We start from the raw sequence: 20,688 nt of genomic DNA, 5'->3' as shown, positions 1-20,688 counted from the left end.
ACAGGCCAATGCCGCCGCTGCATCTCGAAAGAGTCGAATGGACGCAATCGCCGCCGCTCGCGCCCGGCGACGGTCCGATCGATCTCGACCACCTCCAGCGCATGACGCTGGGCGACCCGGACCTCGAGCGCGAGGTGCTGGCGATGTTCGCGACCCAGTCGGCCAGGATCCTCGGCGAGTTGGCAGCCTTGCCGACTGACGCGGCTGCCCACGCCCACACCCTGAAGGGATCGTCCCGTGCGATCGGGGCCTTTGGCGTGGCGGATGCTGCCGCCCGACTGGAAACGGCGTTGACGGGCGGTTCCGACCCGTCCCAGCCGCTCGCCGCGCTCGGCGCGGCGATTGCCGAAGCGCGCTCCGCCATCGAGCTGATTCTCCGCCGCGCCTGACGCGTCAGGGCGCCTCTGGAGGGGAGCCTGCCAGACCCGGGATTTCGCCCCCCGGGCGCTAGCGCTGTGCGGACCGACCCGTTATAGGACTGCCGGGGACCTTATCCATCCATAGTCCGGCGCTATTCCGGCATACGAGCGATCATGGCCAAAATCCACTTTATCGACCATTCCGGCGAGGAACGCATCATCGAGATCGAGAACGGCGCGACCGTCATGGAAGGCGCGATCCGCAATGCGATTCCCGGCATTGAAGCCGAATGCGGCGGCGCCTGCGCCTGCGCAACTTGCCATGTCTATGTCGATGAAGCCTGGAAGGAGAAGGTCGGCGCGCCTTCGCCGATGGAAGAAGACATGCTGGACTTCGGCTTCGACGTGCGGCCGAATTCGCGGCTGTCCTGCCAGATCAAGGTGACCGACGAACTCGACGGCCTCGTGGTGTCGACGCCGGAGCGGCAGGCTTAAGCTTTCTCAACCCGCCTCCGGATCGACGCCGCGCCGGACCCAGCGTCGAAACTTCTCCCTGACCTCGGCCGGCAGCGGCGTCGGCCGACGTGTCGCTTCGTCGATCATCACGGTGATCGAGCGTGCCGACGCCACGCAACGTCCTTCGGAAAATACCACCTGGTCGAATGCGGTCGAGGTCCGGCCGAACCTGACGAGGCCGAGCCCGAGTTCGATCCGTCCCGGCCAGTGCAGCTCGGCGCGGAAATGGATGTCGAGCCGCACCATGATCCAGGCGAGCCCCGGCGGCATCAATCCGTGGCTCATGTCCTTCACCAGCGTGACGCGGCCGGTCTCGAAATAGGTTGCATAGACCGCGTTGTTGACGTGGCCGTTCGGATCGAGATCGGCGAAGCGCACGTTGTCGGACAAGCGGTAGGGGAAGTCTTCGAGGCGCGGCGTATCGTCGGCGCGGGCAGCGTCATTCACGAGGGGGATCTCCGTCGGTTCGCCGTCCATACAGCCGACTTGTCCAGCCTCGGCAAGGGGTTGCCGCGCCGCCCTCTGCCCCTATTATGCATGTCCCGATCCGGCGTCCCCTGGCTGGACTGGCGCGAGCCGTCGCAGTCGATTTCAAACGAAAAGAAGCGGATATGAGCGAAGTGATCAAAACCGATGTGCTGATTATTGGCGCGGGCCCCTGCGGACTGTTCGCCGTGTTCGAACTGGGCCTGCTCGACATGAAGACACATCTGGTCGACATCCTCGACAAGATCGGCGGCCAGTGCGCGGAGCTCTACCCGGAGAAGCCGATCTACGACATCCCCGGCATTCCCTTCGTCACCGGCCAGGGCCTCACCGAGCAACTGATGGAGCAGATCAAGCCGTTCAACCCGACGTTCCATCTCAACGAGATGGTGGAGACGATCGAGAAGATCGGCGATCCCGGCTTTCGCGTGACGACCGACGCCGGGCAGGTGTTCGAATGCAAGGTCGTGGTGATCTCCGCCGGCGGCGGCTCGTTCCAGCCGAAGCGGCCGCCGGTGCCCGGCATCGAGGCCTATGAGGGCACCTCGGTGCACTACGCCGTGCGCAAGATGGAGCAATTCCGCGACAAGAGCATCCTGATCGTCGGCGGCGGCGATTCCGCGCTCGACTGGACGCTCAATCTGCATCCGATCGCCAAGCGCATCACGCTCCTGCACCGGCGCGACGATTTCCGCGCGGCGCCGCACAGCGTCGAGCAGATGCGCGCGCTGGTCGGCAGCGGCAAGATGGATTTGAAGATCGGCCAGGTCACCGCGCTCGAAGGCGACAGCGGCCAGGTGTCCGGCGCCCACGTCAAGGGCAACGACAATGCGATGTCGAAGGTCGATTGCGATACGATCTTGCCGTTCTTCGGGCTCACCATGAAGCTTGGTCCGGTCGCGAATTGGGGCGTCGCGCTGGAGAACAATCTGGTGCCGGTCGACACTGCCGCGTTCGAGACCAACATTCCCGGCATCTTCGCGATCGGCGACATCAACACCTATCCGGGCAAGCTGAAGCTGATTCTATCAGGCTTCCACGAGGGTGCGCTGATGGCGCAGAAGGCGCACCGATATGTCTATCCAGACAAACGACTGGTGTTCCAGTACACGACCTCGTCATCGAGTCTGCAGAAGAAGCTCGGCGTGAACTGATTTCGTCCAAATTGCGACAAAGCCATGCGCCATGGCGTGTTGCCGCCGTGGCGCAGGTACTTTCATACGTCGTGAAATGGCCGTAGAGTCGCGCCATTCCATTTGTCGATTGATCAGGTGACGATGATGCGAAACACGCTCTCCAGATTTCGGCTGATCTTCGCGATCGCCGCGGCCTTCGTGCTCGCGGCTCCGCTTGCAGCCTCGGCAGCCGATGTGTCGGCCGCCGGCCTGTGGCAGAAGACCGAGGACGGCAAGCCGGAAGGCTGGTTTCTGGTGGTCGACCACAACGGCATCTTCGAAGGCGTGCTCGCCAAGATCTTTTCCGATCCCGGCGATCCGCCGAACCCGATCTGCTCGAAATGCACCGATGATCGCAAGAACGCGCCGTGGCTCGGATTGTCCTTCATTCGCGACATGAAGCGCGACGGCCTGAAATACGAGAACGGCAACGTGCTCGATCCGCGCGACGGCAAGATCTACAAGGCCAAGATGACGTTGAGTGCGGACGGGCAGACGCTGACGATGCGCGGCTATCTCGGCATCTCGCTGTTCGGCAAGGACGAGGTCTGGACCCGGCTGCCGGACAGCACGATCGCGCAGCTCGATCCCGGGATCATCGCCAAATACCTGCCGGCGCAGGCCGCGGCTGTGAAGCCGGCGGCGCCGATGGCGCCTGTGAAGAAGCACTAAATAAATAAATAAAAGAGCTAGCGCTGCTCCGGCACGGCCTGCGGTGGCGCGGTCGGCAGCGGCGCGACCGGCTGCGAAATCACCTCTCCGACGCCGGTGTCGAGCTGCAGCACGCTGGCGGCTGCGGGCACCGCGGCATCCGCCATCGCCGCGTGGCCTTCGGCGCTCGGATGCACCGCGCCGCCATAGACCGCCGAGAGAATTCCCCAGGTCGCATCATGGATGTCGGTCGGCTGCATCGAGGCCGGCAGGCCCTGCGGATAAGTCATCGCCGCGAAATAGCTGTCATTGGCATCGCGGATCCAGCGGGCGCGCGGCAGATAGGCGCGATACTCGCCGGCGCTGCGGCCGCATTTGAGCGGCTGGTTGGCCGCGCTGACGATGTCGGAGACGAAGCTGTCGCCATTGGCGGCGAAGCAGTCGCGGTCGAACTCCGGATCGGTCGCGGCGCGCGCGCAGAAGCCGTGGCTGGCAAACGCATCCTGATGCGCATCGACGAAGGTCATGCGGTCGGCGCGCGGATCGCGGCAGATGATGCCGGACTGGCACTGCGCGAGCGCCTTGAGCTGCGGCAGGAATTCGTTCTGCACGAAGTTCGAGACCGAGGCGAGCCGCTGCGGATCGGCGTTGAACGAGGGATGGATATCGAAGCCGGCGCGGCCGCCGGGGCAGGGCGCGCCGCCATTGCTCAAGGCCGGATTGGCATAGGCCGTGTAGATCACATGCGAGAGGTCGCCGCCGACCAGCGGCTTCAGCGCATCGCGCAATTTGGCGAAGCCGGACGGCAGATCGCGCGCCAGCGCCGAGCGGGCGTCGTCGACGCTGGCCATCGAACTGCCTTTGAACAGCGTACGCTCGGTCGGCGTATCGACGATGACGTTGGCGACAAGACCCGAGAAGTAGATGTCGTTGGCGCCGATCGACAGCAGCACGAGGTCGAGCGCGCGGTCCGGCTGGCGGCGCTTGGCTGCCGCGAGCGCGGTGCGCAGCTCGGCGAGCTGGCCGTTGACCGTGCCGGAGCAGGTGCCGCCCGACTTCGCCGGCGGGCACTCCCGCGCCTGCTGCGAGCCGAACAGGCCGTCGGCGATGGTGGCACCGGTGCAGGCCAGCGGCAGATAGGTCACCGCGATATGCGGATATTGCACGGCGAGCGCCAGCGCCGTTCGGGTCTGGTAGCTGTAGAGTGAACGGTGGCAGGCTGCATTGAACCACAGCGCGCCGTAGCGCTGCCAGTTCGCCAACGTGTCCGGCGCCTCGCAGGCGCGGCCGCCCTTGTAGCCGGCACGGCTCGGCCGGTAATATTGCGCGCCGCCGAGATAGGAGCGGAAGCAGAATCCCTCGTCCGAGAGCCCGACCGCACGATCCGGATTGCCCTCGCCGGAGGCGATGCTGTCGCCGAGACCTGCCACGAGGAAATCGCGCACCGCGATCTCGGTGGTGACGCGCTGGTTGGCTTCCGCGCTCGAAACGTCGACGGTCGCGACCGTCGTGCGTCCGTAGCGGACGCGCAGATTGACCGGCTCGGCGCAATCGAAGGTCGAGGTTTGCGGCCCGTCGCCGTCGTCGAACGACCACGCGCAGGTGGCGCCGACCGGCACCGCGCCGGTGAGGCGGACCACGATCGGGTGGTCGATCGGCGTCAGGTAGCTTTCCTTGACGTTGTCGCGGGTGCAGGGCTCGCTGACCCGGCCCAGCATGTCGATGCAGAGCCGGTTGACCACGTTGCGGGCCCAGCCGCGGCCGTCGCTCTGCAATTCCAGCGCCTGCTCGGACGCCAGCACGCTGCGCCCGAGGCCGCTTTCGACATGGAGCTTGAAGTCGCGTTCCTCGCGGAACAGGCGGAAGCGGTTGCGGACCTCCCAGGAGATCTGCAGCGCATTGGCGTCCTGCGCCTGCGCGGCCGTCCTCCATACGGCGACCAACGCGCCGGCGAGCAGCGCCCCGCAAACTGTCAAACGAAACGATGATCGGGCCAAAAAACCAAGCATGGCGCGTTTGACGTCAGCGGTAAGGCGAAAATAAGAGAGGGCGGCTCTCGCGGAGGCGGCTTGATAACGTCGCTGTTACCGTTTCAGCTGCCTGATCCGTTGCTGCCGGCTCTCGATCGGTTGCCGCACGGTCGCCGATGCCGTGCAGGCGGAGCTAAGTCGCTTTCGTTCCTGCCAGGGCTGGACCACGTTGAGCCAGAGCTCGCGCATGCCCATGATCGAGATCGAAATCCCGAACGGGATCAGGAAATACAGGATGCGGAACACCACCAGGGTCGCCAGCAGCTGCTCCTTGCTGAACTCCGGCAGCGCCACCAGCATCGCCGCGTCGAACACGCCGATCGAGCCGGGCGCATGGCTGGCGAAGCCGAGCAGGGTGGCCAGGATGAACACGACAGCCAGCGAGATGAAATCGATATGCGGCTCGGTCGGCATCAGCAGATACATCGCGAGCGCGCAGAAGCCGAGGTCGACCACGCCGATCAGGATCTGCAGCAGCGTCAGCCGGGCCGAGGGCAGCACCACCTTCCAGCCGTTCTGGCCAAGCTCACGGCGCTTCTCGCCGGTCGAGAGCCAGACGAAATAGGCGCCGATGCCGGCCAGGCAGCCGATCGCGATCAGGCGGTTCATCGCCGGCGGCAGCAGGTCCATCGCCGACGCCGCGGCCGGGTGCCAGGCCATGCCGATGCCGAGCACGAACAAATTGCCGAGCCAGAATGTCAGCCCGGACAGAAAGCAGATTTTTGCGACATCGATCGCCGTCAGGCCGTAGTCGGAATAGATCCGGAAGCGGATGGCGCCACCGGTGAAGACCGTGGCGCCGATATTGTGGCCGATCGTGTAGCTGGTGAAGCTCGACATCGCTGCAATGCGGTAAGGCACGTGGTTCTTGCCGATCGTGCGCAGCGCGAAGAAATCGTAGAAGGTCAGCGTGCAGAACGCCCCGACCACGCAGAGCGCGGCCATCGCGATCCGGTGCGGGGCGATGTCGGTCAGCGCGCTCAGGATGATGCCGGTATCGACGCCCTTCAGCGTCCGGACCAGCGACGTGACCGCGAACACGATGATCAGCACACTCGCAGCGATCCCGAGCCGTTTCCAGCCGATCTTTCCCTTGAAGCCACGCCCGAGCGCGGTCAGCAGCCGATGCATTCATCCTCCCGGAGGGACGGCGATATCAATGAGACCCGGTCACGGACGATGACGGGCGACGGGCAAACGCACCGTGCGCGATGACCCATAAGGCAAAACGCGCGCCTTGTGCAGCCCTTGACAAGCCAACCTTGAGCCCCCGTCGAACGTCGTTGTCATACAGCCTACATATGGTGAGGCCTTGCCCATCGCGAGTCGCAGCCCAGCCATTCCCAAATCGTCCATTCGTCGCAGCTCGGTGCGTTCCTAATTTGTTTTTCCCGGATTTCACCGGTTTCACAGGAACGCCGGCCGCAGGCGCCTGTTAGCCCGGCATCGACAATCGGACTTGAGCCCGGATTTTTCAACCGCGCGTAGGGGTGAGGAAGCGCGTGCCGGCCTTGTTCCCATGACGGAAAGGACCCGCGATGGGACTGTTTACCAAAGACATCAAAACCATGAACGACCTGTTCGTGCACCAGCTGCAGGACATCTATTACGCCGAGAAACAACTCGTGAAGGCGTTGCCGAAGATGGCCGACAAAGCCACCGACAAGCAGCTCAAACAGGGTTTTCTGACGCATCTCGACGAGACCAAGATTCATGTCGAGCGCCTCGAGCAGGTCTTCAAGATGCACAATGCCGAGATCAAGGCGGTCAACTGCCCTGCGATCGACGGCATCATCGAGGAAGCCGACGAGGTGGCCGGAGAGGTCGCCGACAAGAATGTGCTGGATGCCGCATTGATCAACGCGGCCCAGGCCGCCGAGCACTATGAGATCACCCGCTACGGCAGCCTGATCGCATGGGCGCGCCAGCTCGGCCGCAACGATTGCGCCTCGGTGCTGCAAAAGACGCTCGACGAGGAGCGCAAGACCGACCAGAAGCTGACCTCGCTGGCGGAAGGCCAGGTCAATCTGCGCGCCGCGGGCTAGTCACTAGGTCTATGAGACAAAACGCCGCGCGCGACCGCCTCGCGCGCGGCGTCCTGCTGTCGATCGGGAGCGCGATAGGCCGATATCACAGTTCGATCCATAGCGAAGTGTCAGATCGCAACGGAGGCCTATCTCTCGCATTGGTTTCCCAGGAAGCAACGGAGTGAACCGATGCATCAGACATTTCAGAACACGCTCTCCGGCCGGCCGGTGGCGTTGCGCCCCGAGCCCGCCGGGCTTGCCGGCACACTGACGCTTGCCGCGATGAGCCTCGGCTACGGCGTCGTGCAGCTCGACGTCACCATCGTCAACACCGCGCTCAATGCCATCGGCACGTCGCTCGGCGGCGGCGTCGCCGGATTGCAATGGGTGGTCAACGCCTACACCATCACGTTTGCCGCCTTCATTCTGACCGCCGGCGCGCTCGGGGACCGCATCGGCGCCAAGCGCGTCTTCATGACCGGGTTCGTGCTTTTCACCGCCGCGTCGCTGGCCTGCGCCATCGCGCCCGATCCGGTGACGTTGATCGTGGCGCGCTGCGTGCAGGGGCTCGGAGCCGCCATCCTGGTGCCGAACTCGCTGGCGCTGCTGCGTCATGCCTATGCCGACGAGAAGGCGCGGGGACGCGCCGTCGGCGTCTGGGCGGCGGGCGCCAGCCTCGCGCTGACCGCCGGCCCGTTCGTCGGCGGCGGACTGATCACGCTGGTCGGCTGGCGCGCCATCTTCCTGGTCAATCTGCCGATCGGTCTCGCTGGCCTGTGGCTCGCCTGGCGCTTCGCCGGCGAGACCTCGCGACATCGGAGCCGCGAGATCGACCTGCCGGGCCAGTTGGCGGCGATCGCCGCGCTCGGCACGCTCGCCGGCGCGCTGATCGAAGGCGGCGCGCTCGGCTGGCGCAGTCCGTTCGTTCTCGCAGGCTTCGCGCTCGCGGCGAGCTTTGCGGTGCTGTTCGTCTGGCGCGAGGCCCGCGCGCCGCAGCCGATGCTGCCGCTGTCGCTGTTCCGGCAGCGCAGCTTTGCCTTGAGCTCGTTGGTCGGCCTGCTCGTCAATATCGCATTCTACGGCCTGATCTTCGTGTTCAGCCTCTACTTCCAGCAGGTCAACGGACTGTCGGCGTTCCAGACCGGTCTTGCTTTCGTCCCGATGATGGGCGCCGTGCTGCCGGTCAATTTGATCGCGCCGCGCGTCGCCGAACGGATCGGTCCGCCCGCCACCATTGCGATCGGCACCGCGATCACGGCAGCCGGATGCCTGGCGGCGCTGTTCGTCGATCGCGACACCAGCTATCTCGCGATCTGCCTGCAACTGATCGCGATGAGCGCGGGCCTCGGCCTCTTGGTGCCGCCGCTGACGTCGACGCTGCTCGGCAGCGTCGAGCCGCAGCGCGCCGGGATCGCCGCCGGCGTGCTCAACGCGACGCGGCAGACCGGCAGTGTGCTCGGTGTCGCACTGTTCGGCTCGCTGGTCGGCAGCTCCTCGGCCTTCATCGCCGGCCTGCACGTCTCGCTCGTCATCTCGGCTGCCGTGCTGCTTGCCGCCGGTGCTGCGATCTGGCTCGGCATGCCATCACAAGCGCGGCAATGATCGATGCCGGAGATTGCAGGCGGATCGAGCTGCATCTAACCTTTGCCCCCGTCGGCAGCTCCGCCGATGGGGGCCAATCAGATGCACGTGCGAATCGATCGTCGCCGCTTCCTGGGCCGTTCCGCCGCGCTCGGCGTCTCGCTGCAATTTCCGGGCTTGATCGGCGCAGCGCGCGCGCAAACGCCCGATCTGGTCGCTAGGCGGGTGTTCTTCGACAACCCCGATTACATCAATGTCCGGCTGAGCCCGGACGGCACCCAATTGTCCTACATCGCGCCGGTCGACGGCGTGAACAACCTCTGGGTCGCGCCGCTTGCCGATCTCAAGGCGGCGCGGCCGATCACCCGCGTCACCGACCGCAATATCTCGAATGAGCATCGCTGGGGCCACACCAACCGTCACGTGGTGTTCTTTCGCGATCGCGCCGGCGATGAGAATTTCCGCGCGGCCAGCGTCGATATTGCGAGCGGCGCGGTCGTTGCGCTGACACCGGAGTCCGACGTCAAGTCGTTCCTGCAGGAATCCGATCGCAAGTTTCCCGAGGAGATGCTGCTGCGGCACAACCAGCGCGACAAGCGCTATTTCGACATGTACCGGGTCAACATCGTGACCGGCAGCAGCGATCTTGTCTATGAGAACCACGACTATACCGGCCTGATCACCGACAGCACGTTCAAGCTGCGGCTGGCATCGCGTCTGATCGCCGATGGCTCGGCCGAGGTCTTCGAACGTCGTCCGGACGGCAGCTGGGCTCCGTTCATGACGGTGCCGATCGCCGAGGTCGATACCACCAACCTGCTCGACTTCAGTGAGGACGGCAAGACGCTCTATCTGATCGACTCACGCGGCCGCGACATGGCGGCGTTGTTCGCCCTCGACATGGCGACGCGCCAGACGACGCTGCTTGCCGCCGACGACGATGCCGACATTGCGCTCGCCATCTTCAACGAACACCGCCGGCCGCTTGCGGCGATGGCCAATCCCACGCGCATGCGCTGGCATGCCGTCGATCCGTTGGTGACGCAGGATCTCGCCGATCTGACCCGTCATGGTTCAGGCGACATCACCTTCGTCAGCAACAGCGACGACCTCAGGCTTGGCAGCGTGTATTTCGAGCGCGACAATGCAAGCGGCGAGTACGCGTTGCTCGACCGCAAGACGCGCGAGGTGAAAAAGCTGTTCACCCAGCGCAAGTCGCTCGACGGTCTCAGCTTACGCAAGCTCGAGCCGGTCGTCATCGCCGCGCGCGATGGCCTGCATCTCAACTGCTATCTGACCAGGCCGGCGCAAGCCGAAGGCGGCCGCGTGCCGCTGGTGCTCGTGATCCATGGCGGCCCTTACTACCGTGACAGCTGGGGCTTCAACCCGGTCCACCAATGGCTCGCCAGCCGCGGCTATGCGGTGCTCAGCGTCAATTATCGCGGCTCGACTGGGTTCGGCAAAGCCTTCATCACCGCTGCCGACCATGAATGGGGTGGCAAGATGCACGACGATCTGATCGACGCGGTCGATTGGGCGGTCGCGCAGGGCATCGCCGATCCCAAACGCGTCGGCTTCTTCGGCGGCAGCTATGGCGGCTATTCGGCGCTGATGGCGGCAACCAGGACGCCGGACGTGTTCGCCTGCATCGTCGACCTGTTCGGCATCTCCAACCTCGTCACCTTCGTGGCGACGATCCCGCCCTATTGGGGACCGTGGATCAGCGTCTGGAAGAACCGGCTCGGCGATCCCGACACCGAGGCCGGCCGCGCCTTCCTGGTCGATCGCTCGCCGCTGACCCATATCGCGCGCGCCACCAAGCCGATCCTGATCGCGCAGGGCATGCGCGACGTCCGGGTGGTGGCCGCCGAGTCCGAGCAGATGGTCAACGCGCTGAAGCAGCGCGGCGTGCCTGTGACCTACATCACGTTCCCCGATGAAGGGCACGGCTTCGTGCGTCCGGAGAACCGGCTTGCCTGCTACGGCGTGACCGAAGCCTTCCTCGCCAAGCACCTTGGTGGCCGCTGTCAGCCGATCGGAAATGACTTCGCCGGCTCGTCGCTGAAGATCGAGACCGGCGGCGAATTGGTGCCGGGGTTGCGTGGATAAAGTGCGTGGCGGCTTGGAAGGCCGTCGCTTTTTTCGGCGGCCTCGCTTTCCATTCAAGGCTTTTTCACCATGCGTGGAACCGGGCCGTGGCCGGTAACCGTTCGTACAAGAATGGGGTCGTTTTTATAGGTCCATAACAGGGGCCTATAATGTATCGCGTTTTGACTTGTCTCACATTGGAACATGACTGGCGGTTGGTCGTCCTCGGCGGCGTCATCTGCATGCTCGCCAGCGCAGTTGCGATCAGCCTGTTTCACCGTGCCCGCGCTGCGCACGGCCGCTCCCGGGAGATCTGGATCGGGCTTGACGCGACGGTTGGCGGCTGCGGCATCTGGGCCACCCATTTCGTCGCCATGCTGGCCTATGACCCCGGCATCGAGGCCGGATACAACATCCCCATCACGTTCGTGTCGCTGGTGCTCGCGGTCGCGATCCTCGCCGTCGGCCTCGCCGTCGCCCTGCTCGACACGCGCTGGTGGACGGCGGCGGCCGGTGGCGCAATCGTCGGTGTCGGCGTCGCGGCGATGCATTACACCGGCATGCTGGGGCTCGAGCTGCCGGCGCGGATCGTCTGGTCGCCCGGCATCGTGGCGGCGTCCGTGCTGTTCGGAAGCCTGTTCGGCGCGCTTGCGCTCGTCGTCGCCACGCGCAGCGAACACATTCGCAGCACCGCGATGGCCACCGGCCTGTTGACGATCGCGATCGTTTCGCACCACTTCACCGCGATGGGTGCGGTGACGCTGGTGCCCGATCCGACGATCGTCCCCGACGGGCTCTCGATCTCGCCGCGCGTGCTTTCGTTCATGACCGCGGTTGCGGCCTTCGCCATCCTCGGCATCTCGCTGATCGCCTCGGTGCTGGATCGCCGCGCCAAGACTGAGCTGCACAAGCAGAAGGTGGTGCTGGACACCGCGCTCGAAAACATGTCGCAGGGACTGTGCATGTTCGACGCCAACGGCCGCATCATGCTGTTCAACGAGCGCTACAACGAGATGATGGGCGGCGGAGTGTCGTTGCACGGGCGCCTTCTGATCGATGTGCTGCAGGACCTGCGCTCGACTGGTGAGTGGGACGGCGATCCCGAGGAATTCTGCGCCAGCCTGATATCGGAAGCGAAGGCAGGCAACACCGCGACGCGGATCATCAATCGCAACGGTCGCGCGATCCGCGTCGTCGACCAGCCCATGAAGGGCGGCGGCTGGGTCGCGACCTTCGAGGACATCACCGAATGGCAGCAGGCCCAGGACCAGATCTCGCACATGGCGCGGCATGACGCGCTGACCAACCTGCCGAACCGGACGCTGTTCCGCGAGCAGCTCGAGAAGGCGCTGCGGCTTGCCAAGCGCTCCGACCAGATCGCGGTGCTCTGCCTCGATCTCGATCATTTCAAGGAAATCAACGATACGCTGGGGCATCCGATCGGCGACGGGCTGTTGCGCGAAGTCGCGCGCCGGCTGCGCGAATGCGCGACCGAGCACGATACCGTGGCGCGGCTCGGCGGCGACGAGTTCGCGATCGTGCAATTCTGCAGCAACAGCGAAGCCTCCACCATATCGGCGTTGGCGAGCCGGGTGGTCGAGCGGATCGCCGCGCCCTACGAGGTCGGCGACCATCAGCTCGTGATCGGCGTCAGCATCGGCATTGCGCTGGCCCCCGCGGACGGCATGGATCCCGACGAACTGCTGCAGAAGGCCGACCTCGCGCTGTACCGCGCCAAGGCCGACGGCCGCGGTACCTACCGCTTCTTCGAGACCGGCATGGACGCGCGCGCCCAGGCGCGCCGGATGCTCGAGCGCGACCTGCGGCTGGCGCTGCAGCGCGACGAGTTCGCGGTCTATTACCAGCCGATCCGCGACGTCGAGGGCGATCGCATCGTCGCCTTCGAGGCGCTGGCGCGCTGGAATCACTCGCTGCGCGGCCTGATCGCACCGAACAACTTCATTCCCGTCGCCGAGGAAACCGGACTGATCGTGCCGCTCGGAGACATCGTGCTGCGCAAGGCCTGCAGGGATGCCGCGGGCTGGCCCGAGGAGATCGCGGTCGCCGTCAACCTGTCCGCGGTGCAGTTCAAGAATCCGAACCTGGTGGCATCGGTGAAGGCGGCACTCGAGGACTCCGGCCTTACGGCGGCGCGTCTCGAGCTCGAGATCACCGAATCGGTGCTGCTGCAGAACAGCGAGGGGACGCTGGCCGTGCTGCACGAGCTGCGCGCCCTTGGTATCCGGATATCGCTCGACGATTTCGGCACCGGCTACTCGTCGCTGAGCTATCTGCGCAGCTTCCCGTTCGACAAGATCAAGATCGACCGCTCCTTCGTCATGGACCTCGCGACGCGCGAGGAGTCGATGGCGATCGTGCGCGCGGTCACCGGCCTCGGCAAGAGCCTCGGCATCGTGACCACGGCCGAGGGCGTCGAGACCGATACCCAGTTCGACCTGCTGCGGCAGGAGGGCTGCACCCAGGCACAGGGCTATCTGTTCAGCCCGCCGCGGCCGGCTTCCGAGGTCGCCAAGATGCTGCTCTGGACGCCGAAACGTTCGGTGGCGTGAGGGTTAGAGCGTTTTCAAGCGAAGTGGATACCGGTTCGCGTGAAGAAAACGCGTCAAAACAAAAAGCTAGAGCTTCGGTTCTGATTCAATCAGAACCGAAAATGCTCTAGCCCTTGCGCAAAGCGAAATAGGCGCCGCAGAACGCCATCACGGCGCCGAGGCAGAGCGCGGCAAGGCCGGCGAGCACGGCTGAGATCGTCGACCCCGTGCTCGGCGCCGCGGCCGCCTGGCCGGTGCCGGCCAGGATCAGCACGCCGATCACGATCAGGAACTGGCGCATCCGCCGCGGGATCTGGCCGGCCGCCGCGCTGTGCATCAGGTTGGCGGTGAAATAGCCGCCCGAGAATCCGACCGACGCGATCAGCCACCACGCAATCGCTGCGCCCGCCGGCATGAATTCGTGGGTATCGGACCGCCAGAGGCCGCCGAGATCGAGCCCGTAGCGGGCGCCGAGCATGTGGACGGCGAGCGCCAGCAGCACGCCTGTCACCATCGCGCCGCCAAGGATCAGATAACGCGGAAAAGTGGTCGTCTCGGGCATGGCCCGCTTGTAGGATAGCCGCCATGTGCCGCGCAAGCGCGTGCGCGCATCAGGGATGCGGATCGGCGGATTGCCAACACCATTGCAGGATCGGTCGGAAGCGGGCGAGGGCGCTACGGTGCGCTACGCGTACCGGGCGTCCCTGGTCGGCTCCGCGCACCAGTTCGAGCTGACCGATCGCGGGCTGTCATGGCGGATCGCGGGCAGGTCGGGCGTATGGAACTACGCCGACATCTCGGCTGTGAAGCTGTCCTATCGGCCGGTGTCGATGCAGCGGCAGCGCTTTCGCGCCGACATCGACAACGCCAAAGGCGGCCGGATCGCGATCCTCTCGACGAGCTGGCAGACCGCGACGCTGGTGGCGCCGCAGGGCGATCTCTATCGCGACTTCATCGTCGCGCTGCATCGTCGGATGCAGGCGGCGGGCAGCCGCGCCGTGCTGACCGGTGGCCTCGGGCCGAAGACCTACACTGCTGCGCTTGCGCTGCTGGCATGCCTCGCGGTTGCGATGCTCGGCCTGCTGCTGCGGGCGCTGCTCACCGCGAACTGGACGGGCGCGCTGTTCCTGGTCGGCTTTGCCGCATTGTTCGCCTGGCAGGTCGGCGGCTTCCTGACCCGCAACCGGCCGCGGCGCTACGGTTTCGATCAACTGCCTGATGCGCTGTTGCCGCCCGCAATCAAGAGCAATGAAACGTGACTTCGTGCGCGCGCCCGCGCACGGCATCGTTGGCACGCGAAGTCGGGGCCGGGGAGCAGGGGTTTGGACGATCGAAGTCTGCGGATGCCGTCGGATGACGAGATCGCCGCGATCAATGCGCAACATCTGATCGAGACGCCGCTTGTATCAGCCGATTTGCTGTTCGTGTTCGGCACCCGCGTCGATGTCGCCGAGCGGGTCGAGGCGGCGGTGCGGCTGTGGCGCGACGGCTTTGCGCGCTGGTCGATCGTGAGCGGCGGCGTGACGGCCGGCGATCACCGTTCCGAATGCGAGATCATCAAGGCTGCGATGGTCGCGCGCGGCGTGCCGGCGGACCGCATTCTCGAGGAGCATCGCGCACTAAACACCGGCGAGAACGTGATCTTCTCGCTGCCGGTGATCGAGGCCACGCTCGGCCGCGCCAATGTCAAAAGCGTGATCTGCCTCGGCAACACCTGGACGGCGCGGCGCTATCCGATGACGCTGCAGCGGCATTGGCCGGAGGTGACCAAGATGCTGGTGATGGTCGACAGTTTTGCGGTCCCGCGGGCACGCTGGCACACCGATCCGGAATTCCGCCGCCGCGTGCTCAGCGAATGGGACAAGATCGAGCCGTACAGGGCCAAGGGATTTATCGCGGAGTGGCCGGTCGCTTGAGGAGCGCAATCAGGCTTTCTTGTTTGACGCGTTTTCTTCACGCGAACCGAAATCCACTTCGCTCGAAAACGCTACGTCACTCCGTCGTGTCGAAATCCTCTTCGGTCGCGCTCAGCATGCCCGCCAGCGTCCGCAGGCCGATGTCGAGCTGCTCCATCGGCGGCGCGGCGAGCGCGAGCCGCACCGCGTTGGGCGCGTGGCCCGGCGTGGCCGCAAAGGTCGTCGACGGCGTCAGCGCGATGTCGCGGCGCGCGGCGGCCGCGACCAGCGTCTGCGAGCGCCAGTGTGGCGGCAAGGTCAGCCAGAGGTGATAGGATTTTGCGTTGGTCTGGACCTCGAAGCCGGCCAGATGCTTCGCCGCCAATTGCTGGCGGCGTCCGGCATCGATCCGCTTCAGCCGTGACAGTTCGGCGGCGGTGCCGTCGGCCATCAGCCGCTGTCCCGCCGCGAAGGCGTAGCCCGATGCGGTCCAGCCGCCGGAGCGCACCGCGGCCATGATGCTCTCGCGCAGCCGCGGCGGCGCGATCAGGAAGCCGAGCGCGAGGCCGGGCGCAACCTTCTTCGACAGGCTGTCGAGTACGATGCAGCGCTCGGGCGCCAGCGTGGCCAGCGGCACCTCGTCGTCGAGGAAGCCGTACACACTGTCCTCGATGATTGTGAGGTCGAGCTTCTCGACCAGGCGCAGCAATTCGGCGCGGCGCTCGGCCGGCATGGTGATACTCAGCGGATTCTGGATCGTCGGCTGGATGTAGATCGCGGACAGATGCGCCTCGCGATGCGCCCTCTGCACGGCGTCCGGCCGCACGCCGTGCTCGTCCATCGCGAGCGGCACCAGCGCTACGCCGAGCCGCGCGGCGATGCCCTTGACGAAGGGATAGGTCAGCGCCTCCACGCCGCAGCGTCCGCCGGGCGGCACGACCGCCGCGAGCGCCGCGGCAATGCTCTGCCGGCCGTTGGCGGTGAACACGATCTGGTCGGGATTGGGCTGCCAGCTCTTGCGCGCCAAAAATTCCGCCGAGATGGTGCGCGCGGCGCGGGTGCCAAAACTGGTCGCCGGCCGCAGCGCGCCTTCGAGCACTTCGGGCCGCTCCAGCCCTTCGAGGCTTTTTGCGATCATGGTCGCCTGGTGCGGCAGCAGCGGATAGTTGAATTCGAGGTCGATGCGGGCGCCGCGCGGTTCGTTTGGCGGCGCGGCGCGGCGCGTCTCGCCGGAAACGAAGGTGCCGCGGCCGACTTCGCCGACCACGAGTCCACGCCGCAGCAGCTCGGTGTAGACCCGGCTCGCGGTCGAGACCGCGATGCCGCGGTCATAGGCGAAATGCCGCTGCGGCGGCAGCCGGTCGCCGGCCTTCAGCGCCCCGGACGCAATCTCGGCAGCCACCACATCCGCCAGCTTCAGATATTCGAATCTCGACATTATTGCACCGAGAGCAATGTTTCACTTGCTCCGAGAAGTGTACCGGATCATTTAGAGAGGAACAAGCCCGCGATTGCACTGAGGAGTGCGCAAGCAATCCGAAGTCGTCAAGGCGCAATGCTGAAAACGGCATTTGCGCCAAAGATATAGTGTTGCCACGCGGGCTCCGAAGGAGATGACGATGACCACGATCTATTCGGCCGGGGCGGCCCCCGCGCGGCCTAGAATCGGAAACGGATTGCTCCGATTGATCCGAGCATGGGGCGATGCCCTCGTGACCCACTGGATGCGCCACGACGCGATCAAGACGCTGCGTCAGCTCGACGACCGCATGCTGCGCGACATCGGGATCTCGCGCTGCCATATCGAGCGCGCCGTGACCGGCGATCTCGATCTCGAGCTGGTGCGGATCCGAACCCGCTGAGACAGTAAGGGACGCTGCGCCACGTGCGCCTGGTTGACCTCTCCCACGGGAGAGGTGGACTTCCGCTGCCGCTAGTGCCGCACCACCAGCACCGAGCATTTGGCGTAGCGCACGACATGCCCGGCGTTGGAGCCGAGGAAGTAGGTGCGCATCGCCGGGCGGTGCGAAGTCATCACGATCAGGTCGGCCTTCATCGCAGCAGCCTCCTCGAGGATCTCATGATAGATGCCGCCCTGGCGGACGACGGCCGAGATGCGCGCATGCTCGATGCCGGATTCGCGCGCGACGATTGCAAGCGCCTCTTCCGAAGTTTCGCGCTGCTGGCTGTCGAAATCCGCCGGCACATATTCGGCGAGCATCACCGGCGTCATCGGCAGCACGTTGAGCAGGCGGACCGAGCCGCTCCAGGTCTGCGACAGCGTCGCAGCGGTTGCGATCGCTCCCTTCGCCAGATCGGTATCGGCGAGGTCGATCGGCACGAGAATGGACTTGTACATCGGCGCCTCCTGTCCGCGATTGGTCTGGAGCCGTTGTGTCCCTGGTGTCAGGACGCGCCCTCTTTTTCTTGTGTCGACGCGAACCAGTCCCCTGTCGCGCGACGGCAATATATCACGGCGGAACCGCAATGTCCGCCCGCGTCAGTTGCGCGAGGCCTGCTTCAACAGTTTCGGGCTGACGAACTGGACGAGCTTGCCGCGGCGGAACGACACCTCATTCCAGTCGTCGGTCGCGAACTCGAAGATGGCTAGCCCCGAGGTCGGCAGGTTATCGCCGAGCGCGCGCTGGGCGGCCTCGTCGCCGCTGCCGGTCAAGGTCAGCGCGAGTTCGTGCATGCCGGGATTGTGCCCGATCAGCATCAGCCGCTTCGGATCGGTCACCGATGCCATCCGGATCGCGGTCAGCAATTGCGCAGGATCGGCACCATAGAGTTCCGGCAGGAATTCGACTTTCGGCTGCGGTCCGGCACTCTTCATCGCATCGCGCACGATCTCCCAGGTCTCGCGCGTGCGGACAGCGGGCGACACCAGTGCGAGGTTGGGGAGGGGCGGATGCGCGGCGATCCAGCCGCCGATCTCCGCCGCATCGCGGTGGCCGCGCTCGTCGAGCCGACGGTCCTGGTCCTGTCCGGACGGTGCGTCGGGTTCGGTCTTGGCATGACGCAGCAGCAGCAAACGGCGCATGGATGTCGATCTCGATTCGGTCAGGTGGCATTAATTCTACAGGCTCATGCCCTGGACAAGGTGACAAGCGCCGCAGCGGTTCGTAAGAAACGCCATGAGCGAGACTTCCACAAGTGCGGCGGACGGCCCCAATGGCGGTTCGCCGTTCCGCAACCGCCTGGCGTTCGATCTCGATGTCGACATTTGCGTGGTCGGGGCCGGGCTCGCCGGCCTGACGGTGGCGCGCGAAGCGGCGCGGCTTGGCGCCAGTGTCGCCGTGCTCGAAGGCCGTCAGGTCGGCTGGAACGCGTCCGGTCATCAACTCGGTACCGTGATGCCGGGCTTTGGCCTGCCGGTCACCGACCTGATCGAGCGGGTCGGGCGCGATCATGCCCGCGCGCTGTGGGCGCTGTCGAACGAAGGCGTCGACTATGTCCGCGCCACCGCCACCGAGGAGTTGATGCCGGGCATCAATCCGAGCGAGGGCGTGCTCGAAGTCTCCAATGTCGATGCCGGCGAGGCCCTGATCGGCCGGCTGCAGACCCTGGGCGAGGATTTTGCGACCGATGTCGAGGGCTGGCAGGTCGATCGCGTGCGCAGCGTGCTCAGGACGCCTCGCTACTTCCACGGCATCTATTATCCGAAGGCGTTGCAGGTCGACGGCCGCAAATATGTCCATGGCCTTGCCGCGCTGGCGACGCGCGCGGGTGCGCGGATCTTCGAGGAGACGCCGGTCGTCAGCATCGACTTCTCGGGCATCCGCAAGCGCATCGTGACGCCGTCGGCGCGGCTGCGCGCCACCCACATCGTGCTCGCCGGCAACATCCATCTCGGTGCGCCGCTGCGGCGGTTGTCGGATACGTTGCTGCCGGTCTGGCGCTATGCGGCGCTGAGCGAGCCGCTCGGCGAGCGGCTTGCCGAGGCGATCGCGTTCTCCGGTTCGGTGACCGACAGCGACGGCATCGACCATTTCCGCATCGTCGATGGCGACCGCCTGTTATGGGCGAGCCCGGAAACCACGTGGGCGGCGCGGCCGAAGCGTTTCGGCGCGGCGGTGCAGCGGCGGATCGCCACCGTGTTCCCGCAGCTCGGCAAGGTGCCGATCGCCGACGTGTTCGGCGGCGCGGTCGGCGTGACCGTGCACGGCATGCCGCAGATCGGCCAGCTGCGCCGGGGCCTGTGGGTCGCGAGCGGCTTCGGCAGGCACGGGCTCAGCAACTCGGCGATTGCCGGCCAGATCATCGCGCGCAGCATCCTGTGGGGCGACGATCGCTGGCGGCTGTTTTCGCCGTTCGAGCTGGTTTGGGCGGGCGGCGCCACCGGCCGGGTCGCCGGCCATTTCATCGGCCTGTGGGCGAGGGGTGTCTCGTCCGCGGCGGGTGCGTTGGCGCGCTACCGCGAGGGGGCACGTGCGAAAGAGCGGGCCCGCGAGGCGCGGCTCGCCGAGGCCAATCTCAAGGCCGGAGCCAGGCGTCCGCCGCCGCGCCGTCCGCCGCCACCGGGCGCGGTCCGTCCGGTGCCGCCGCCGGCGCCGCGGCAGCCCGAGGACGGCGGTGAGCCGTATCCTCACGCCTCGCAAGAAAGTGAGCGGATCTCCGACGGGCGGATGTAACGTCTCATCGCGGGGTTCGTACCTATTGGCGACACGGACAATTTTGCATCGGAGACCATCGATGATCGACCGCCGCATCCTGCTTGCTTCCGTCGCCAGCCTGTTCGGCCTCGCCGCGTTCCGCTGGCTGCGCGCCTCGCCGGCCCAGGCCGCCGAGAAGTTCGAGATCGAGAAGACCGACGCCGAATGGCGTGCGCAGCTGACGCCGCAGCAATACGAGATCCTGCGCAAGGAGGGCACCGAGCGGCCGGGGTCGAGTCCACTGCTCAAGGAACACCGCAAGGGCATCTTCGCCTGCGCCGGCTGCGACCTGCCGCTGTTCTCGTCCGAGACCAAGTATGAGAGCGGCACCGGCTGGCCGAGCTTCTATCAGCCGCTGGAGAACGCGGTCGGCAAGACCGAGGACCGCACCTTCGGCATGCTGCGCACGGAAATCCATTGCCGCCGCTGCGGCGGCCATCTCGGCCACGTCTTTGACGACGGCCCGAAACCGACCGGCCTGCGCTACTGCATGGACGGGTTTGCGCTGGTGTTCCACCCGGCCGCGCCGTCGGCGACCTGACGACGCTTCCTTCCCGGCAATTGTTGCCGGCCGGCAAATGCGACCCCGCTTTAACGATCGGGGTCGCGTTTTCAAGCGGATGATTTTGTTACATTTTGTTTCCCCTGATTTCTTGGCACGACCCTTGCGACATGT

Annotated in this window: 20 protein-coding genes; 13 read left to right on the top strand and 7 right to left on the bottom strand. The window is 65.8% G+C overall.

From position 1 onward, the window contains the following. Nucleotides 1–8 precede the first annotated feature (8 nt). Complete coding sequence (locus IC762_RS24415; protein ID WP_195784758.1) at nucleotides 9–389, top strand: Hpt domain-containing protein; 381 nt, start codon at nucleotides 9–11, stop codon at nucleotides 387–389. A gap of 144 nt (nucleotides 390–533) precedes the next feature. After that, nucleotides 534–854 carry a 2Fe-2S iron-sulfur cluster-binding protein gene (locus tag IC762_RS24410; protein WP_195784757.1) on the top strand — a complete coding sequence of 107 codons (321 nt, stop codon included), beginning with the start codon at nucleotides 534–536 and terminating at the stop codon, nucleotides 852–854. 6 nt (nucleotides 855–860) lie between these two features. Here IC762_RS24410 and IC762_RS24405 read toward each other — a convergent pair whose 3' ends face one another. Next, the gene (locus IC762_RS24405) at nucleotides 861–1,352 is read right to left on the bottom strand and encodes an acyl-CoA thioesterase (RefSeq protein WP_433995849.1); all 492 of its coding nucleotides are present in this window, start codon (nucleotides 1,350–1,352) and stop codon (nucleotides 861–863) included. A 134-nt stretch (nucleotides 1,353–1,486) separates the two neighbouring features. On the opposite strand from IC762_RS24405, the gene IC762_RS24400 reads away from it, so the two are divergent. Then, the gene (locus tag IC762_RS24400; RefSeq protein WP_195784755.1) at nucleotides 1,487–2,515 is read left to right on the top strand and encodes an NAD(P)/FAD-dependent oxidoreductase; all 1,029 of its coding nucleotides are present in this window, start codon (nucleotides 1,487–1,489) and stop codon (nucleotides 2,513–2,515) included. Between the two features lie 126 nt (nucleotides 2,516–2,641). Next, nucleotides 2,642–3,208 carry a DUF2147 domain-containing protein gene (locus IC762_RS24395; protein ID WP_195784754.1) on the top strand — a complete coding sequence of 189 codons (567 nt, stop codon included), beginning with the start codon at nucleotides 2,642–2,644 and terminating at the stop codon, nucleotides 3,206–3,208. Nucleotides 3,209–3,225: 17 nt separating this feature from the next. Here the strand turns inward: IC762_RS24395 and IC762_RS24390 are convergent, their stop codons facing one another. Both IC762_RS24390 and IC762_RS24385 read right to left on the bottom strand, forming a co-directional pair. Then, the gene (locus IC762_RS24390; protein ID WP_195784753.1) at nucleotides 3,226–5,196 is read right to left on the bottom strand and encodes a hypothetical protein; all 1,971 of its coding nucleotides are present in this window, start codon (nucleotides 5,194–5,196) and stop codon (nucleotides 3,226–3,228) included. A 75-nt stretch (nucleotides 5,197–5,271) separates the two neighbouring features. Continuing rightward, the gene (locus tag IC762_RS24385; protein ID WP_195784752.1) at nucleotides 5,272–6,348 is read right to left on the bottom strand and encodes a lysylphosphatidylglycerol synthase transmembrane domain-containing protein; all 1,077 of its coding nucleotides are present in this window, start codon (nucleotides 6,346–6,348) and stop codon (nucleotides 5,272–5,274) included. A 407-nt stretch (nucleotides 6,349–6,755) separates the two neighbouring features. Here IC762_RS24385 and IC762_RS24380 point away from each other — a divergent pair, with 407 nt between their 5' ends. The 4 genes from IC762_RS24380 (at nucleotide 6,756) to IC762_RS24365 (ending at nucleotide 13,483) form a co-directional block, all read left to right on the top strand. Further along, a complete protein-coding gene (locus tag IC762_RS24380) occupies nucleotides 6,756–7,262 on the top strand; it encodes a ferritin-like domain-containing protein (RefSeq protein ID WP_195784751.1) in 507 nt (168 codons plus the stop codon). Nucleotides 7,263–7,433: 171 nt separating this feature from the next. Further along, a complete protein-coding gene (locus IC762_RS24375; RefSeq protein WP_195784750.1) occupies nucleotides 7,434–8,846 on the top strand; it encodes an MFS transporter in 1,413 nt (470 codons plus the stop codon). 81 nt (nucleotides 8,847–8,927) lie between these two features. Continuing rightward, on the top strand, nucleotides 8,928–10,934 hold the full coding sequence (locus IC762_RS24370; RefSeq protein WP_195784749.1) for a S9 family peptidase: 2,007 nt from the start codon (nucleotides 8,928–8,930) through the stop codon (nucleotides 10,932–10,934). 149 nt (nucleotides 10,935–11,083) lie between these two features. After that, the gene (locus IC762_RS24365; RefSeq protein ID WP_195784748.1) at nucleotides 11,084–13,483 is read left to right on the top strand and encodes an EAL domain-containing protein; all 2,400 of its coding nucleotides are present in this window, start codon (nucleotides 11,084–11,086) and stop codon (nucleotides 13,481–13,483) included. A gap of 106 nt (nucleotides 13,484–13,589) precedes the next feature. Here the strand turns inward: IC762_RS24365 and IC762_RS24360 are convergent, their stop codons facing one another. Next, entirely contained in the window at nucleotides 13,590–14,024 is a 435-nt protein-coding gene (locus tag IC762_RS24360) for a hypothetical protein (protein ID WP_195784747.1), read from the bottom strand. Nucleotides 14,025–14,079: 55 nt separating this feature from the next. On the opposite strand from IC762_RS24360, the gene IC762_RS24355 reads away from it, so the two are divergent. Continuing rightward, nucleotides 14,080–14,721, top strand: coding sequence for a hypothetical protein (locus IC762_RS24355; protein ID WP_433995921.1), 642 nt, complete (start codon nucleotides 14,080–14,082; stop codon nucleotides 14,719–14,721). A gap of 63 nt (nucleotides 14,722–14,784) precedes the next feature. Further along, nucleotides 14,785–15,378 carry a YdcF family protein gene (locus IC762_RS24350; protein ID WP_195784746.1) on the top strand — a complete coding sequence of 198 codons (594 nt, stop codon included), beginning with the start codon at nucleotides 14,785–14,787 and terminating at the stop codon, nucleotides 15,376–15,378. 76 nt (nucleotides 15,379–15,454) lie between these two features. On the opposite strand, the gene IC762_RS24345 is transcribed toward IC762_RS24350, so the two are convergent. Continuing rightward, complete coding sequence (locus IC762_RS24345; protein WP_195784745.1) at nucleotides 15,455–16,795, bottom strand: PLP-dependent aminotransferase family protein; 1,341 nt, start codon at nucleotides 16,793–16,795, stop codon at nucleotides 15,455–15,457. A gap of 247 nt (nucleotides 16,796–17,042) precedes the next feature. On the opposite strand from IC762_RS24345, the gene IC762_RS24340 reads away from it, so the two are divergent. Beyond that, a complete protein-coding gene (locus IC762_RS24340) occupies nucleotides 17,043–17,219 on the top strand; it encodes a DUF1127 domain-containing protein (protein ID WP_246801200.1) in 177 nt (58 codons plus the stop codon). A gap of 71 nt (nucleotides 17,220–17,290) precedes the next feature. Here the strand turns inward: IC762_RS24340 and IC762_RS24335 are convergent, their stop codons facing one another. Further along, the gene (locus IC762_RS24335; protein ID WP_195784743.1) at nucleotides 17,291–17,716 is read right to left on the bottom strand and encodes a universal stress protein; all 426 of its coding nucleotides are present in this window, start codon (nucleotides 17,714–17,716) and stop codon (nucleotides 17,291–17,293) included. A 141-nt stretch (nucleotides 17,717–17,857) separates the two neighbouring features. Beyond that, nucleotides 17,858–18,400 (bottom strand): SixA phosphatase family protein, encoded by a 543-nt coding sequence (locus tag IC762_RS24330; protein WP_195784742.1) that lies wholly within the window; start codon nucleotides 18,398–18,400, stop codon nucleotides 17,858–17,860. Between the two features lie 94 nt (nucleotides 18,401–18,494). Here IC762_RS24330 and IC762_RS24325 point away from each other — a divergent pair, with 94 nt between their 5' ends. Continuing rightward, nucleotides 18,495–19,991, top strand: coding sequence for an NAD(P)/FAD-dependent oxidoreductase (locus IC762_RS24325; protein WP_195784741.1), 1,497 nt, complete (start codon nucleotides 18,495–18,497; stop codon nucleotides 19,989–19,991). 61 nt (nucleotides 19,992–20,052) lie between these two features. After that, on the top strand, nucleotides 20,053–20,553 hold the full coding sequence (msrB, locus tag IC762_RS24320; protein ID WP_195784740.1) for a peptide-methionine (R)-S-oxide reductase MsrB: 501 nt from the start codon (nucleotides 20,053–20,055) through the stop codon (nucleotides 20,551–20,553). Nucleotides 20,554–20,688 lie beyond the last annotated feature (135 nt).

The sequence above is a fragment of the Bradyrhizobium genosp. L genome (assembly GCF_015624485.1).
In the GTDB taxonomy this organism is placed as follows: domain Bacteria; phylum Pseudomonadota; class Alphaproteobacteria; order Rhizobiales; family Xanthobacteraceae; genus Bradyrhizobium.
Note: the sequence above shows the minus strand (reverse complement) of the source record. Positions and strands in the feature narration are given on the sequence as shown.